Consider the following 15,719-nt stretch of genomic DNA (forward strand, 5'->3'; position numbering starts at 1 on the left):
TATGCTGAAACTCGGACGTTTGTTTTGGAAGTTCTTTTTCTTCATCTGGCTGGCGCAATTGACGGCGATCGCTGGTATCAGCATCACCTTCTGGATTAAACACAGTAATGAAGAAATGGCTAAATCGCTTGCCGGAGAGCCGGTTGCCAGCAAGCCACCGCACGAAGACTGGCGTGGTGTTGGAGCTAGGCCTGGATCCAAACGTGGTCCGGGACCAGAGCCAGGGCCAGGACTTGGGCCCGGACCTGGACAAGGCGCAAAGCCTGATTTTCCTGATGGTGCCAGACCGGACCGCCCGCCAGGTGAGCCAGGACAAGCACCTATGGGTATGCGCAAGCCCCCACCTGATGGCGGCGATTCACGTGCCTTTATCCCTATGGTAGTTGCATTGTTCGCCAGTCTGCTGTTTGCAGCCCTGATGGCATGGTATATGTCCAAACCCATACGCAGGCTGAGTGAAGCCTTTCATGAACTGGCCGGTGGCAAGCTGCAAACGCGCATAGGGGATAGCATGGGAAAGCGCAAGGATGAGTTGACAGAGCTAGGGCACGATTTTGACCGCATGGCCGAGCAATTGACAGGCTCCCTGCAAAACCAGCGCCGCCTTTTGCACGATGTCTCGCACGAATTGCGTTCACCACTGGCACGCCTGCAGGCAGCCATAGGCCTGGCACGCCAGCAGCCGGACAAGGCCGAAGAATACATGGTACGCATGGACAGGGAGGCTGTGCGCATGGACAAGCTGGTGGGCGAAATCCTGACTTTATCGCGGCTGGAAGCTGGCGCCAACGCGGGGCAAGACCTGATACACATGGATGAATTATTTGCCGACCTGACCGACAATGCCCATTTTGAAGCGAAGACCGCAGGCAAGGCTTTCAAGACGGAATTTTCTGCCGATGAAATCAGCAAGGTCTGTGTATTGGGCCGTTATGAATTACTGCATCGTGCCATGGAAAATGTCTTGCGCAATGCCATACGGCATACCCGCCCTGACACTGCAGTGACCCTGCAGGCCGAGGTCAAGGACAGTCAATTGCATGTCTCCATATTGGACGAAGGACAGGGGGTGCCGGAAGCTGAATTGCAAAGTATCTTCCAACCCTTTTATCGTAGTGTGCTGGCCGAACAAAGCAGTGAGGGATATGGCCTGGGTCTGGCGATTACCCAGCGCGTGATACAGGCGCATGGTGGCAGCATCACCGCCAGCAATCGCCGCGCTGCGGGTTTATGTATGCTATTGATCTTGCCTATTGCATTTGCCTGAGAGGCCGTTGCAAAATTAAACTGGCCAGGCGTCACCGACGAAGGCAGTACTTTTAGTACGACTGGGAGGTGCAACAACGCCAGGTTAATTTTGCAGCAGCTTCTATGACGGTATAGGCAGGAACAGACTAACAGTCAAGCCGCCGCCTTCACGGTTTTGCAGGCTGATTCTGCCGCCATGTGCTTCTATGATTTCACGCACCAGTGCCAGGCCCAGGCCTGTACCGCTACGCTTGGTGGAATAAAAGGGGATCAGGGCGTTCGACATCACCGTATCCGTCATGCCGCTACCCCTGTCCATGACTTCGATGCGTATGACGCCTTGCAAGTTGCGTATGCCAAGGCTGACCTCATCTTCCCTTGAGCCGGATTCGTGGGCATTCTTCAATAAATTCAGCAAGGCATGTTCCATCTGCGCACGGTCCAGGTTGATGGCTTCTTCTGGCAAATTGTCGATGACGGTGAAGATAACTTGTGACTTCAGGCCTGCGATAAAACTATCCCAGCGCGTACTCTCCAGCCTGGGTGTTGGCAATTTGGCGAAGCGCGCATAACCATCGATAAAACTTTCCAGATGGCGGGTGCGTTCTTCTATTGTTTGTAGGATAGTTGGCAAGCGCTCGGTCTGGCCACGTCCTACCAGTACAGCAGCAGAATTTGCCAGTGAAGCAATCGGTGCCAGAGAATTATTCAATTCATGACTGATAACGCGTATGACTTTTTTCCAGGTCTGTACTTCCTGGCGGCGTAATTCCACCGTCAGGTGGCGTAGCAAGAATAATTCATGATGGCGACCGTTAAGGCTGAAATGACGGCGCGCCAGGTGATAGACTTCTTCCTCTTCTTCCGGGTCTTTGGCGGCCACTGTGAACAGGCCATCACCCCCGCGCAGTATGGCTTCGCGCAAGGAGGCCGAGACTTGCATCATCACTTCATTAAAGCTGAAACCTTCCAGCTTGCGTCCCTGGTTCAGTAATTGCCTGGCAGCGATATTGGCAAACACAATGGGGCCATGGTCGGCTACCAGCATCATTGCTACTGGCGTATTTTGCACCATGGTATCAAGCAGCAATTCGCGCTGTACCAGATTCAATCGCTGCTTGCGTAATACATCGCCCAGCGCATTGTGGGCCTCTACCAGTTCACCCAGCTCATCTTGTAGCGGCCAGTGCACACCGATGGAAAAATCATTGTCCTGATAACTGATGACCGTGCCTGCCAGAGTATGAAACAAACGTATCATGGCTTGCAACTGGCTGCGCAACAGACTCACGCCTATGGGCAAGATGATCAACAGACTGAGGCCAGTAGCCAGCCAGAGCTGGTCTGGCAACAAATGCAGCATGAGCATGCTGATAGCGACTGCCAGCAATAACATTGCCGCCATCAACAGGCTCAACCGCGTGAGCATGGAAAACAGCGGGCGTTTACCGACCGCGCCAGTTGATGGAGGCACCTGATCTGTCATGCGCTGCGACTGATGCCCAGCCTGTCCATACGCCGGTATAGTGCCTGGCGGCTCAGGCCCAGCTCGGCGGCGGCTTGCGCCACCACGCCATGGGCTTTTTGCAGGGCGCGTTCTATGGCATCCTTGTCTGGCTCCTGCTCACTGACCCAGCTATTCACCAATGGCAGGCCAAGATCGCTTGGCATGATCTCGGACTTGGCTGCCAACAGGCAGGCGCGTTGCATGACATTTTTAAGCTCCCTGACATTACCTGGCCAGGCATATTGCACCAGTGCTGATGCTGTACTGGGATGCAGGGTCTTGCCATTGCTGAGAAAGTATTCTGCCAGCGGCAAGATGTCGCCGGTGCGTTCTGCCAGCGTAGGTAAATGTAATTCAATGACGTTGAGGCGGTATAGCAAATCCTGGCGGAAGCTGCCAGCCCTGATCATGGCTGGCAAGTCAGCGTTGGTGGCGCTTAAGACGCGTACCTTGACCTGTCTTTCCTTGTTCGAGCCCAGCCTTTCAAAGCGCCCGGTCTCCAGCACACGCAATAATTTCATTTGGCCTGCCAGCGGCAGATTACCAATTTCATCGAGGAACAGCGTGCCGCCATCTGCTGCTTCAAACTTGCCTTCGCGCGCCTTGCTGGCACCGGTATATGCACCAGCTTCTGCGCCAAACAGTTCTGCTTCTATCAGTTCTGCAGGCAGGGCACCGCAATTCAATACAACAAAAGGGCCGTCCTTGACACTGGAATTGGCCTGTATGATTTCGGCGATTCTTTCCTTGCCTGCGCCATTCGGCCCGGTGATCAGCACGGGCACATCGGCGCGGGCTACCTGGCAAGCCATGCCCAGTACCCGCTCGGTGGCCGCATCATTCCATACCAGATTGCAGAGATTGAATTTTTGTTCAAGCTCGCGTTTTTGCTTGCGTTCACGTTGCAGTCTTTGTTGCAGGGCACGGTTGCTTTGCCCCAGTTCTATCAGATTCCTGACCGTAGTCAGCAGTTTTTGATCATTCCAGGGTTTGCCGAGATAATCGGCAGCGCCTGACCTGATCAGTTCCACCGCCGCATCCAGATGTGTCCAGGCTGTCAGCAAGATCACGGGCAGGTCAGGATAGCGCTTGCGTATTTCAGTGAACAGGGCACGGCCTTCATCACCAGAGGTGGTGTCGGCCGTGAAGTTCATATCCTGTATCACCAGATCAATAGACTGATGTTCCAGCATCGCCAGACCCTGTTCTGGCGATGTGGCGCAGACCGCATCAATATCATGCAGGGAAAACAGCACTTCCAGTGCCACTGCGACGGTGGCGTTGTCATCAATAATTAATACGGTAGGCATTGTCAGTGTTTGAGTTTTCACGGCTTCAGGTTTTCAGCACATCAGGTACTGCGGGTAGCAGTGGCAGGTGAAATCGACGCAGCACGCGCCGCCGGTCCCACCACCGCGATGATACCAAGTATCCAGAAAATTACACTGCCTCCCAGCAAATAAGGGACAGGCAATTTCGTTAATTCCAGTTTGCTGACCAATAATTGATTCAAGGCTACCGCCAGTGCCAGGCCGCAAGCAATGCCAAAACTGGTGATCATCAGGTTTTCTGTGACAAAGTAACGCAGCACATCTATCTTGCGCGCACCCAATGCACGGCGCACACCGATATGCTTACGGCGCTGCGTCACCCACAGGCTGGAAATGCCGACGATGCCGCTGGCGGTTACCAATAAGAGCAAGACGCAGACTGCAATCAGCATCCAGGCCAGGCCATTGTCAGCACGGTAGCGTCTGGTCCGGTCTTCCTGGAAGCTACGCATATTGATGACGATGGGTGTGGCAGATGCTTTCCTGAGCGCCATCTCAACATCCTTCATGACACGTTCACGCTGACCGGGTTCAGCACGTATCGAATATTTGGAGTAAGGGTCATTCGACAGACGTGTCGGCAAGACAACCGAAATTTCACCTTTTGCACCAATTTGGGCTCCATGGGTTTGCAAGCGGTCAAGCACGCCAATGATCCTTGTCCCATTCGCATCGTCACCAGTACCAAAATAAATTGTTTTCCCTACCACGCTAGCTTGGCCGGGGAAAAGTTTCTCTGCGAGGCTCTTGGTAATGATGACGACATCAGGAAATTCCTTGCTGGTGCTGGTGTCAATTTCGCGGAATTCATCCTGATTGAAGTCGCGCCCGTCAGCCAGCTTCAGACCCCAGAGTTTCATCACGGATTCTGACGCGATATACATCGACACGTTGGCGCTGGTAGCAGCCTGTTTTCTGTCCAGCGAAATACCAGTGGTACTGCCTGACCACGATAATGGTGTCTGGCTGACCCGGGTGACGCCTTGTACGCCAGGGACACCGCGTATTGTTGCTTCTTCCTGCTTTTGCGTAGCGATCTGTTCTGCATGATCAGCAACTTTGCGGTTGCTGATATTGATGGAAAACAGATCATTTTCTTCTGTCAGGCCGCTGGGGCGTGCCACCACTTCCATGCGCAGTTGAACGATGTAGACAGCGTTGGTTAAAATTGCCAGGCTGATGGCAACTTGCAGGGCTACCAGGATGGCACCGGTCTTGCTGCGCAGCAGTGCAGATAATATGGGGCGAATTTCCAGATTGAGTTTCATATTGTTCTCATTGTGATTTGAGTTGTATCGCAGGCGTTACCTGGCATGCACGCCAGGTCGGGAACAATCCCGCCAATATGGCCGCAGTGACTGACATCACAAAGGTAATGCTCAGCATTTGCCAGTCCATGTGTGCCACGACAGTAAGCTGTTTCGATTGCTTGGCTATGAGGGCAAGCGCACCAAACGCCAAAAGCAGGCCGGCAACACCGCCAGCCAGGCCAATGACACTGCTTTCGATGAGGAATTGATTGAATATCTCTTTGCGGGATGCCCCCAGCGCGCGCCGTACGCCGACTTCCGATGCCCGTGCAGAAAATTTTGCCAGTAAAAGACCCACGGTATTCACCAGACACAATAACAGGAAACCAAATGCCAGCCATGCAGACAGCTTGTTATCATTGCCTACCACTTTCGACTCATCCAGCCATTCCATGACATTGAATAGCTTATTTTTAGCCTGACGCATGTAACGCCCAAGCTTGCGCTGTTCAGATGCATAATTATCGAGGTAGCTTTGCAGTTCCTGGCGCTGGCCTTCCGACTTTAATTCAAACCAGAAGCTCAACCATGTGCATTCAGAATCCAGTCGTCCCTGCCAGCCGGGAGCAGTGTCGCCAGTGCAGCCCATGCCGCCTGCGTGGGTAATTTCATGCCGGATGGCGCTGGCAAGAGGGATGAAGAAATCTTCCTGCACACCAAAAGTGGCGTTGCGGTAAAAGCGGGGACTTGGCTCCCAGGTGTCGAGTACGCCGACTATCTGGAACTGGTGGCCTATCATGGTCAGGTACTGACCAACAGGATTGGCATTGCCATACAGTTTATCCGCCAATTTTTTCCCAAGTACGACAACGTCTGCGGCTTTTGCATCATCATTTTCAGTCCATCCCTGTCCATGCAAAAACGGTGTATCAAACATGGCGAAAAAATCCTTGGTGACGGCGGCGCCTTCCGGCTCTATTACAGGCAAGTCTTTGCGTGCCGGTTCTATTGCCATTAATATGCCGTACATAGCCGCACGTCTTTCTCCTATCCTGGCTGACAAATGATTCATGACGTCCCGGTAACTCATCTGGGTATCATTCGGCTTGTCATCCGGAGAGTAGCCTTTCAGTGGACCATTATCCATCAGGGGCGTGAACAGGCGGCTGCTCTTGTGTGGTATCGGGTCACCCGACATCACATGCAAGATCGTCAGGGTGGAAATGCTGGCAGCGACGCCAACTGCCAGGGTAAGCACCATCAGGGCAGTTAGTGCCGGGTTACGGCGCAGGCTGCGTATGCCAAGTAAAAAATAATAACGAAACATCATGCGGCTCCTCAGGCGACTGCCGAACTGTCAATTTCATTGGCAGAATCAGCATCTGTATGCCCATCTGCTTTGGCATCATAGAGTGAAGGCACTTTGCGCACCAGATCACTAACCTGGCCATCAATGATGTGCACATTGCGCTGGGCACGTACGGCCAGTTCCGGGTCATGCGTTACCATCAAAATAGTCGTGCCCTTGGCATTGATTTCTTCCAGTAATTCCATGACGCTGCGCGCCATCTGGGTATCCAGATTTCCGGTCGGTTCATCGGCCAGCAAGAGTTTGGGTGAGCCAGCCAGGGCGCGGGCAATTGCCACACGTTGTTGCTGACCACCAGACAATTCGGCAGGATAATGTTTCATACGCGAAGCCAGACCCACCTGGGCCAGTGCTGCTTCTATGCGGTCCTTGCGTTCGGTGGTATTCAGGCCGCGATAGCGCAGCGGCACATCGACATTGTCAAACAAATTCAAATCAGGAATCAGGTTGAAACCCTGAAAGATGAAACCCAGTTTTTCATTGCGCAGACGGGTGCGGGCGTTGTCGTCCATGCCTTTGACATTGATGCCGTCGAGCAGGTAATCACCATCATTAAATTCTTCCAGCAAACCGGCGATATTCAGGAAAGTGGTTTTGCCAGAACCGGAAGGCCCGGTCACGGTGACGAATTCACCTTGCTTGACATGGATGTCAAAGCCACGCAGGGCATGGGTTTCTATCAGGTGGGTGCGGTAAACTTTGCTCAGGCTTTTCATGCGTAACATGGGATATTCCTTTTTAAATTAATTGTTGATGTTTTTATCGGTATCAGTTATTGATGGAAACACTGTTCGCGCTTTCAAATGTATCGGTACCGGATATCACGACTTTGTCGCCGTCTTTCAAACCACTGAGAATTTCTACTGCAGAGATACTGGTTGCACCCATTTTGATAGGACGGCGCTGGGCGACACCGTTTTCAACTACATAGGCAAAACGTCCACCGTCTGCCTCAACAAAGGGGCCGCGCGGCAAGATCATGACGTTGGCTTTTTCTTCCATCAGCAATCTGGCTGAAACGCGCTGGCTTTGACGCAAGCCTTCAGGCTGTTTGTCACTGAAGCGTACCCTGGCGAGTATCTGGTTCTTCACCACTTCTGGCGAAATGGCTGTCAGGGTACCCATGATCTTGTTATTGTTGATCATGATTTCTGCCTTCATGCCCAAGCCCAGGTCTGTCATATAGGATTCAGGGATTTCCACTTCAACTTCAAGCTGAGACAGATCCACCAGGGTCATCAGTGCGGTATTAGCGGCCACCACACTGCGGTTGGAAATTGCCAGGCTGCCGATGATACCGTCTACTGGTGCACGCAACTTCAATTCATCGACACGGCGTTTGGCAAAATCCAGGGCGAGGCGCTGGCGTTGCAACTGGCTCATCTTGGTTTTTAATTCCAGCGTCACATCTTCGTTTTCCAGATCGGCCGCCTGTGCTGCATGTTTGGAGCGGATTTCTGTGGAATGCATGGCATCCTGGGCTTTCAGGAAGTCATTCTTGGCAACCACACCAACAACACCCGCTGCTTCTATGCGCTGGAAGGCACGCTGTGCCGCTATGCGCTCTATCTCGGCCTGGTCGGCATCGCGTCTGGCGATCAGTTTTTGTTTCTTGGCGAGGATTTGCTGACGTGCGACTTCAGCTTCGAGTTGTTCGGTATTCGATTGCTCGCGTTTGAGCTGGTCGTTGAGATCAGGCGATTCTATCTCAGCGACGATATCGCCTTTCTTGACGGTGTCGCCAGCATTGGCTTTCAGTGTCACCGTACCGCCAGCGCTGGAATACAAGGTCGGGCTGATTGCTGCGACTATACGGCCATTCACCGACGCATCCCTGACCAGAGTGCCATGGCCGACTGTAGCAATGCGCAAACGTGCCGCATTCACAGACTGGCTGCTGCCGCGCCAGGCTGACATCAGCAATACCAGACCTGTGATGCCCACCAGAGTAGCGACGCCTGCAATGATGACACGCTTGCGTTTTTGTCCTTTATTGGCGGACAGCACCGTGTCCTGGCCTGAAGTGTCTCTTATCATGATGTTTCCATTAAACAGTTTGCATACTGTTTAGCAGAAACCGTGCCAGACTTAAGTTGTTGATTTGTATGGGTATTTTTTATTGTGTTTTTGTCCGCACTGTCCGTACTCTTGTCCGTACAGTGTGTCGTACACAACATAAAAAAATCCCGCCTGCAGAGACGGGATTTTCAAGGGCGTAAATACCAGAGATTTACTGCAAGGATTGCTGATGGCGCATGACTTGATGCCGGTGCCAGTAATGACCAGAGACATTCTTGAATTCTTCCCGCACTTTCTTGATGCCGGCGAGTTTCACCTTGGTCGATTTGGCACCCAGCATGCCTTTTTCAGGATGCTTGATGGTCAGTGTGTCCGACAGCATGCCATCTTCGTATTCATAAGTATCTACCCTGTCCCATGACAATGGTTCAGCTTCATCAGGCAAGACCCAGCCTGCATAAGTCACTTGTATGGCTTTTCCTTCGCTCAGGGAAAATTCCACAGGTGGGAAATAACGTAGCACCAGTGCTGCCTCTTCTTCATTGGCAGGCTCATAACGGTAGGCCAGGCTATGCTCATGCGCCTGAGAAAAATCTTCTTCATAGCTGGCCCACAAACGCGCTTCAATTTCGTCGGCAACCTGTATATCCGTGGCCCAGGTTTGTGCGGGTACACTGGTGACGATAGCACCGTAATCAGTTTCGGCAATGACATGACCGACATTTTTCATGCGCTCAGTCATCTTGGGATGGCTGTCATACGGATGCGGTACGCTGGCATCCTTCATGGTATCTATGAACGCTGAAGAACGTGCGTAAGGGTGCAGGCCGGAAGCCACAAATTGTGCTATCCCCAGGCTGGCACCATGTCTTTCATTACGCGAAAACAACTGGTTTTCGATTTCGTTTCTATAGTTGGCGTATGCGGCAATCTTGATCAATGAATAGGTGACTGCGGTTGGGGCAATCACTTTTGCAGCGATGCGGTCAGCCAGAAATTCACGGTCACGGCTATTGTGGGCAGAGGCAATTTCAAAAATCATGCGGTACAGACACATGAGATAAAACACCGTAGGTACATGGGCGCTGCGCATCTCAAAACAATATTGATCATATTGTGCAAGCTTGGGGCCAAGCGCTGCACTATTTGCCGTATCGCCACCACGGAAGTGCGCAAGTTCATGTGCCAATACTGCATCTGCCTCAGACTGGCTCAGCAAACGCAACAAGGGGATGCTGATGAACAGACTGCGTCCACGCAAACTCCTGCCGCTGACATTCAGGGGCGATTCGGTGACAAAGAAATTGGCATCAATACCTGCGACGATATTGTCTGGGGCAGCAGTTTTTAAACGTGTCGCCAGATCGCGTATGCGTTGCCACAGGCCGGGTGCTGCCTGTTCAGAAATCAATTCACCCTGAATCTGATGATTGTTATTAACACGTTTGAAGATACTGACGATCACATAGAAAACCGCAATCGCCACAAAGATGACGGCGATGCCAATCAGCTTGACGGAATAGCGGTTCATGAAATAGGCAGTGACCCAGAACGATAGCCACATCAGCATCGCACCCTGGGCAATTGTCCCGGCAGTACAACTCAACGTCAGCACGCGCCAGCCTGTGACAAAACTCAGGTACTGGGCTTTTTCGTTGAGGAAGGCAAGGGCACCCAGCAAGAGTACACTGATCAGCAAGACCACACCACCGGCCATGGTCCAGGCCGAAACTTTTCTGGCCATGATGAATTGCCAGTTATCTGAATAGCGGGCGCATACACGTTCTCTGTAACTGGCAGCTTCGGCTATATTACTGTCGCAGATTTTCGAAGGCGGATACTGGCGGAAAAATTCTTGCTGCTGAAATTTCTCGTCTGCAGTCAATTTGCTGTCTGTATCAATTTGCTGTGATACAAAACTCAGGAATTTCTCATCCTGCTTATTTTCCACATGTTGGGAAAACCAGTAAGTAAACGCGGGTATCAGGAACAGTGACAGCAGCGAATACAGCAGTATTTTTGCTAAATCTTTTTTTAGGGAGAGTCCGGCGGACATAAGCGTAATTTTTCCTGTTCATCAACATGCGGGGGGAACGATGCTGATGAACAGCCGAGATGTAACGGCGGCAGATAGCTCAGCAGACAGGATTCCAGAGGATCTGGAAACATGGTCGTCATCAGATCAACAAAAGTATAGGGACATAAATTTGCTAAAACAATCAAACTAAAGTCTGCTTACAATTAATACAATTTGTGCTTTGCTGAAAAGAAATAAAACTTATTTCCCATCTATCCACAGCTTATGTACAGTTTCTCCACAGGCAAAGGCAGGCTTGTCTACAGCTTGTCCACCGACTTATCAACAGTACCCTGTTTTATGCTGCGGCGCGGCGATTGTAAACATACCCGATACTCAGCGCTGCCATGCCCAGCATGATTTGCCATATGACGGAATGACTGTTTGCCACGCCATTGAACCCAAATATATCAATCATCGGTGCTTTGCTTGCATTGATTGCGACATAAATGCCGAACAGGAATAGCGACAAAAAGGTGCGAGGCGTTTTCGATAAGCGCCCCAGCAGGCAGGCTACCGCACTCATGCTGAAAATGCCGGTCAGTAATGCCAGTGCACGTACAGGCTCATGCATAGCCCAACGCAAGCCGATGACACCCATCAACATTAAACCCAGCAAGGCAGTTGCCGCAAACTGGCGCAAATAACGTTGGGCAATGCCGCCAGATAAAGCACCGGTCATTTCATCAGTCGCAGTCTGATGGTCACGGCTGCTCAGGTCACTGATGAGTATGCCCCAGATGGCAACACTGATCGTTAGCAAACCAGGCAAAGCACCTGTGCGGAAAAACAGAGACAACAAGGGAATGAGCAGCAATGCCAGTCCGGCGACAGGTGTGCTTGCCACTGTCAGTGCAATATCTGCACATATTTGTCCAGGCAGGCCTGGCAAGGCTTGCGCCAGGCGAAACAGGGGCTGGGCCATGCCAGCGAAAGGACGCAACAATTGATTCAGGAAATTCAAAGGTGAACGGCGTTTGCGGGTTTGGCTGACTTTGACACGATCAGGTGAAAACCTGTGGAACAGGACGATCGCTGGCAGCAGCGGCAATAAAGCCAGCATGGCAGTGGCGCCACGCAAGGCCAATAATTTGCCCGACCACATGACGGCAGGTAAAAGTATGGGGGTGAGCTTTGCATCAAAAGTGGCCGTACCCAGAGACATGTACTTGGTACTCATATACAGCTTCAGATGCGCTATCGATGTTGCTGAGCCTATGAAATCGATATACATATAGGGATTGATTTCTCCTGCGATACTGCCATCCACTTTTTCCATCAGGGCGATTTGCGCAACCCAGATAAAAAAGAAAATCACGTCACCCAGCTTGCCCATCAATGGCGAAAAACTGTCAAACAAAATGGCGCAACTGACGGCAAAAAATACCATGGGCAAGAGCAGGGCCAGATAGGTTTGCAGATAGATGAACAAGTCTATCGGCCCTTCGCCACGCACTAAATGACAGACCAGCATCGCACCCATGAATGCACCGGTCAAAGCCAGCAAATACACCACCCCGCCCATCCAGCGACCCAGCAGGAAGTTGCCATTACCTATAGGCGTGGCAGCGATAACACCGCCACAACCACTGCGCATGTCTTCTGCGATACGACCACGTACCAGATAGAAACCGGCCAGGCCAAACAGCAGGCTGGCCAGTGCCGCACTGCCATATGCGAGGGCAGAACTGGTGTACAGCACCCGGGTATTTTTAATCACCATCAAAGCCGTACCTGTTTGCGGATCAGGGATCATGATCCAGGCTAAAGCGATGACTGCCAGGACGGCGACCACGCTGCTCAAACGACGCAGGCGCAGGCGGGCTTCATTCAATACCAGGATAGTCAGCGTATTCAGCAGGGAAGGGCTCATGCTGCCAGCTCCTGTACCGCATAGCGTTGTGCCATCAAAGCTTCTTCGAGACTGGGAGCTGCATGCCGGGCACCGGCACAAGGCTGGTGTGGGTGGGCGATACGCAAGCTCATTTGATTGCCTTGCTTTTGCGTTTGCAATACATGTACCTTGTTGCGCAAGGCATCATATTCATGGCTGGCGATTTCGGCAGTCCAGATTTGCCCATGCGCCTGCGCCAGGATTTCATCTGGCGTTGCATGAGCAATCAGTTTGCCCTGACGCATGATGGCCAATTGACTGGCAATGCTTTCTACGTCAGAGACTATATGGGTGGACATGATCACCAGTTTTTTGAAGCCCAGCTCACTCAATAAATGGCGGAAGCGCAAACGTTCTTCCGGGTCCAAGCCGGCGGTTGGCTCATCAACGATAAGTATGTCAGGATCATTCAGCAGCGCTTGCGCTATGCCCAGACGCCGCCGCATGCCGCCAGAGAAGGTCGATGCCTGACGTTTGGCCTGGTCATGCAAGTTCACCATTTCCAGCAAGTGTCTGATCCTGGCCGGATCGCGTACACCTTTTAGAGCAGCAAAATACTGCATGAATTCCAGCGCTGTCAGGTTTGGATAAATACCAAAATCCTGTGGTAAAAATCCCAGGCGCTGACGTATGGCTTGCGGCTTTTTAATAATGTCCTGCCCCTGGAAAAATATGCTGCCACTACTGGGACGCGTCAGGGTAGCCACCATTTGCATGAGCGTGGTCTTGCCCGCGCCATTGTGTCCTATCAGGCCGACTACACCTTGGCCCAGATTGAGTGACAAGTCATGTACTGCGGTCAGTTTCTTGCCAAAGTTTTTTGTGACATTCCGGATTTCCAGCATCTTGTCCCCCTGGTATCGTCATTTTTTTGAATAGGGTGACTGTAGAGAAAAGCAGCTTGCTTTGCCTCGACATTGAGACAGATTGCTTAAATCGCGGTATGAAGTGGCTTTAAAATGACTTTTAAATGCAAGGACTATATTTTTTATAAAACGGTTAATACGATAATTGAAGCTTATACTGGCTTATCACCAAGGCCTTGGTGTTCCCGGGAGCAAAATCATGAGTAAAGTTCAGCAAAGCAATAAAGAGACAAAGAAGCAGGCAGCCAGTACGCCTAAAGAAAAGAAAGCCGCCAAGCAAGCCAAGAAGGAAGCTGGAACGGCAATTCCATGGACACAGCGCACAGGCGCATAGTTTTGAACAGCACCAGGGAGAATATTTCAGCCTGGTGTGAATGTATCTGAATCAAAGATAATCTATGTCCGGAGTTCATTTTGAAATGAACTCCGGACATCAGCAACGCACATTAGTAAATCACACGGGCATAAATCTCGCCAGATACTCAGGTGAATTAATAAACTGCCCGATCAGCGTTACCACATCCGTGCCTGATTGTGCCAGCAGTGCATCAAAGGTCACCTGATCCGGCGCATGACCCAAGAGACCGATGTAATCCAGCGTCAGTGATACTTTGGATTGCGAATTCGCCTTGAACTCGGTCGACTCGGTAAAGCCCGCCAGCATATCGCCACGAGACAGACCATTACCCAGTTGCCCCAGCCAGTAAGCCTTGCCTGCTGCATCTGAACTGCGGTGCAAGACATTCTGATAGACCCGGTCTACAAAGGCCGTATTGTCCAGCGCCCCATAGGTTTTCTGGAACTCTGCACTGGACACAAAGGATGCACTGATCTTACTCAGGTTCATGCCATCCTTTTGCGCCTGCATCCAGTAAGCCAGGCCTTCACGGTCTGGCAAGCGGTCGAAGGCACCAAAGTAAAGACGCGTGATACCACCGATACCGCCCTGGAATTCAGCCGACTCCATGAAGGATGCCGCTACCTGGGCACGGCTCATCTTGCCGCTGTCTATCTGCCCCTGCCAGTACTGTACCCCTGCCGTATCGGCTTCACGGAACAGCACATCACGGTAGAGCTGCATGGCAAACAGGTCAGAGCGATGCAGCACATCATTATCTTTGACATCCAGCTTGGTACCTACCCTGGCTTCGATGGCATCCGGGATACCATCGCCATCCTTGTCGCCGGGCAGGGATGTATTCGGGTTGGTCGGGATCGTGGTTTTAAAGCCCAGACCACCGTTGAGAGTGATCTTGCCATCCACCTTGCCATCACTGTCATACAAGCCACCATCGGCTATCTTGAAGTCCACTTTCAGCTTGCCGTTCACCGTCGCAATATTAGTGGCGATATTAGTCCAGGTACCGGTTTTGTCTTGTACCCAATAGCCATTCACCGGACCCAGGGCATCGGTGTACAGCGACATCGTGGTTTCCTGACCTGCGGCAAGGCCTGTGAGCTGGCTGGTGATCATGCCATATTGCATGGTCAGTTCGGCTGGCAGCGTAGCTGGCGTCACCGTGGTGTTCACATTGGTTTGCGACAGGAAATTATTATTGGACAGCGTCACATAATGATTAATCGCTGCTGTGTTGTTATGCCATAACAGTGAACTGACATTCTTCTGCGATTGATCCGGTATGCCGTCGCCGTTACCGTCGCCATTGCCTGAACCCAGCAGATTAGGTACTTCTGCTTCTACACGCTGCAAAATGCCATCGCCGTCTGCATCCGAGCCACCCGTGCCAGGATTGTCATTGTTAGGGTTGATGCTGAAAGCCTGGGAGAACGTCGCCCCGCTATTGCCAGCCAGATCTGCCACCCTGACTTTAAGGGTATTGCTGCCAGTCAGCAATTGATTTGGCAAACTCCAGCTTGTGCTACCCGCTGTCGCCAGGGTATTAATCCAGTTGACACCATTGTCAAGCGAGACTTGTACGGTTTCACCTGCGAGCAGGCCAGCACTCAGGCTGCCCGAAATAGTTTGATCGCTGATAGTCGTAATGAAGTCAGTGTTGCTGGCACCATCATCATTGGATAGGCGCACAGAACCTATGCCAGTCGTCGGTGCCGTATGATCCACCTGATACAACTGCCCGGTAAAGCCGCCATTCAAGGCCAGGCTGGCGGTATCCACAATCCCGGTTCCCGCATTCTT

General features: G+C 51.9%; 12 protein-coding genes. 2 read left to right on the forward strand and 10 right to left on the reverse strand.

Annotation, left to right across the window (positions count from 1 at the left end):
* Window position 1: 1 nt before the first annotated feature.
* Window positions 2-1,267 carry an ATP-binding protein gene (locus AC3WQT_RS15920; RefSeq protein WP_492705026.1) on the forward strand — a complete coding sequence of 422 codons (1,266 nt, stop codon included), beginning with the start codon at window positions 2-4 and terminating at the stop codon, window positions 1,265-1,267.
* Window positions 1,268-1,369: 102 nt separating this feature from the next.
* Here the strand turns inward: AC3WQT_RS15920 and AC3WQT_RS15925 are convergent, their stop codons facing one another.
* The 9 genes from AC3WQT_RS15925 to AC3WQT_RS15965 all read right to left on the reverse strand — a co-directional run bounded on the left by AC3WQT_RS15925 (window position 1,370) and on the right by AC3WQT_RS15965 (window position 13,540).
* On the reverse strand, window positions 1,370-2,734 hold the full coding sequence (locus AC3WQT_RS15925; protein ID WP_492705028.1) for a sensor histidine kinase: 1,365 nt from the start codon (window positions 2,732-2,734) through the stop codon (window positions 1,370-1,372).
* Entirely contained in the window at window positions 2,731-4,065 is a 1,335-nt protein-coding gene (locus tag AC3WQT_RS15930; RefSeq protein ID WP_492705030.1) for a sigma-54-dependent transcriptional regulator, read from the reverse strand. The genes AC3WQT_RS15925 and AC3WQT_RS15930 overlap by 4 nt, the downstream gene beginning before the upstream one ends.
* Window positions 4,066-4,106: 41 nt before the next feature.
* The gene (locus AC3WQT_RS15935) at window positions 4,107-5,354 is read right to left on the reverse strand and encodes an ABC transporter permease (RefSeq protein ID WP_492705031.1); all 1,248 of its coding nucleotides are present in this window, start codon (window positions 5,352-5,354) and stop codon (window positions 4,107-4,109) included.
* 7 nt (window positions 5,355-5,361) lie between these two features.
* On the reverse strand, window positions 5,362-6,666 hold the full coding sequence (locus AC3WQT_RS15940; protein WP_492705032.1) for an ABC transporter permease: 1,305 nt from the start codon (window positions 6,664-6,666) through the stop codon (window positions 5,362-5,364).
* Window positions 6,667-6,674: 8 nt separating this feature from the next.
* Window positions 6,675-7,430 carry an ABC transporter ATP-binding protein gene (locus AC3WQT_RS15945; RefSeq protein WP_492705034.1) on the reverse strand — a complete coding sequence of 252 codons (756 nt, stop codon included), beginning with the start codon at window positions 7,428-7,430 and terminating at the stop codon, window positions 6,675-6,677.
* 43 nt (window positions 7,431-7,473) lie between these two features.
* Complete coding sequence (locus AC3WQT_RS15950; protein WP_492705035.1) at window positions 7,474-8,742, reverse strand: efflux RND transporter periplasmic adaptor subunit; 1,269 nt, start codon at window positions 8,740-8,742, stop codon at window positions 7,474-7,476.
* A 193-nt stretch (window positions 8,743-8,935) separates the two neighbouring features.
* Window positions 8,936-10,780, reverse strand: a complete 1,845-nt coding sequence (locus AC3WQT_RS15955; protein ID WP_492705036.1) for a M48 family metallopeptidase — start codon at window positions 10,778-10,780, stop codon at window positions 8,936-8,938.
* 319 nt (window positions 10,781-11,099) lie between these two features.
* Complete coding sequence (locus tag AC3WQT_RS15960; RefSeq protein ID WP_492705037.1) at window positions 11,100-12,674, reverse strand: hypothetical protein; 1,575 nt, start codon at window positions 12,672-12,674, stop codon at window positions 11,100-11,102.
* On the reverse strand, window positions 12,671-13,540 hold the full coding sequence (locus tag AC3WQT_RS15965) for an ABC transporter ATP-binding protein (RefSeq protein WP_492705038.1): 870 nt from the start codon (window positions 13,538-13,540) through the stop codon (window positions 12,671-12,673). The genes AC3WQT_RS15960 and AC3WQT_RS15965 overlap by 4 nt, the downstream gene beginning before the upstream one ends.
* A gap of 220 nt (window positions 13,541-13,760) precedes the next feature.
* Between AC3WQT_RS15965 and AC3WQT_RS15970 the strand changes: the two genes are divergently transcribed.
* Window positions 13,761-13,895: a hypothetical protein gene (locus tag AC3WQT_RS15970; RefSeq protein WP_255431525.1), complete on the forward strand. Its 135-nt coding sequence runs from the start codon at window positions 13,761-13,763 to the stop codon at window positions 13,893-13,895.
* 120 nt (window positions 13,896-14,015) lie between these two features.
* Here the strand turns inward: AC3WQT_RS15970 and AC3WQT_RS15975 are convergent.
* Window positions 14,016-15,719 (reverse strand): DUF4214 domain-containing protein (locus tag AC3WQT_RS15975; protein WP_492705040.1); only part of this gene is annotated, 1,704 nt, incomplete at its 5' end.

This window comes from Undibacterium sp. FW305-107, assembly GCF_058788535.1.

Excerpts from the sequence above, each read along its gene's own strand:
- AC3WQT_RS15920 (WP_492705026.1), top strand. The coding sequence starts at position 2 with ATGCTGAAACTCGGACGTTTGTTTTGGAAGTTCTTTTTCTTCATCTGG.
- AC3WQT_RS15925 (WP_492705028.1), bottom strand. The coding sequence starts at position 2,734 with ATGACAGATCAGGTGCCTCCATCAACTGGCGCGGTCGGTAAACGCCCG.
- AC3WQT_RS15930 (WP_492705030.1), bottom strand. The coding sequence starts at position 4,065 with ATGCCTACCGTATTAATTATTGATGACAACGCCACCGTCGCAGTGGCA.
- AC3WQT_RS15935 (WP_492705031.1), bottom strand. The coding sequence starts at position 5,354 with ATGAAACTCAATCTGGAAATTCGCCCCATATTATCTGCACTGCTGCGC.
- AC3WQT_RS15940 (WP_492705032.1), bottom strand. The coding sequence starts at position 6,666 with ATGATGTTTCGTTATTATTTTTTACTTGGCATACGCAGCCTGCGCCGT.
- AC3WQT_RS15945 (WP_492705034.1), bottom strand. The coding sequence starts at position 7,430 with ATGTTACGCATGAAAAGCCTGAGCAAAGTTTACCGCACCCACCTGATA.
- AC3WQT_RS15950 (WP_492705035.1), bottom strand. The coding sequence starts at position 8,742 with ATGATAAGAGACACTTCAGGCCAGGACACGGTGCTGTCCGCCAATAAA.
- AC3WQT_RS15955 (WP_492705036.1), bottom strand. The coding sequence starts at position 10,780 with ATGTCCGCCGGACTCTCCCTAAAAAAAGATTTAGCAAAAATACTGCTG.
- AC3WQT_RS15960 (WP_492705037.1), bottom strand. The coding sequence starts at position 12,674 with ATGAGCCCTTCCCTGCTGAATACGCTGACTATCCTGGTATTGAATGAA.
- AC3WQT_RS15965 (WP_492705038.1), bottom strand. The coding sequence starts at position 13,540 with ATGCTGGAAATCCGGAATGTCACAAAAAACTTTGGCAAGAAACTGACC.
- AC3WQT_RS15970 (WP_255431525.1), top strand. The coding sequence starts at position 13,761 with ATGAGTAAAGTTCAGCAAAGCAATAAAGAGACAAAGAAGCAGGCAGCC.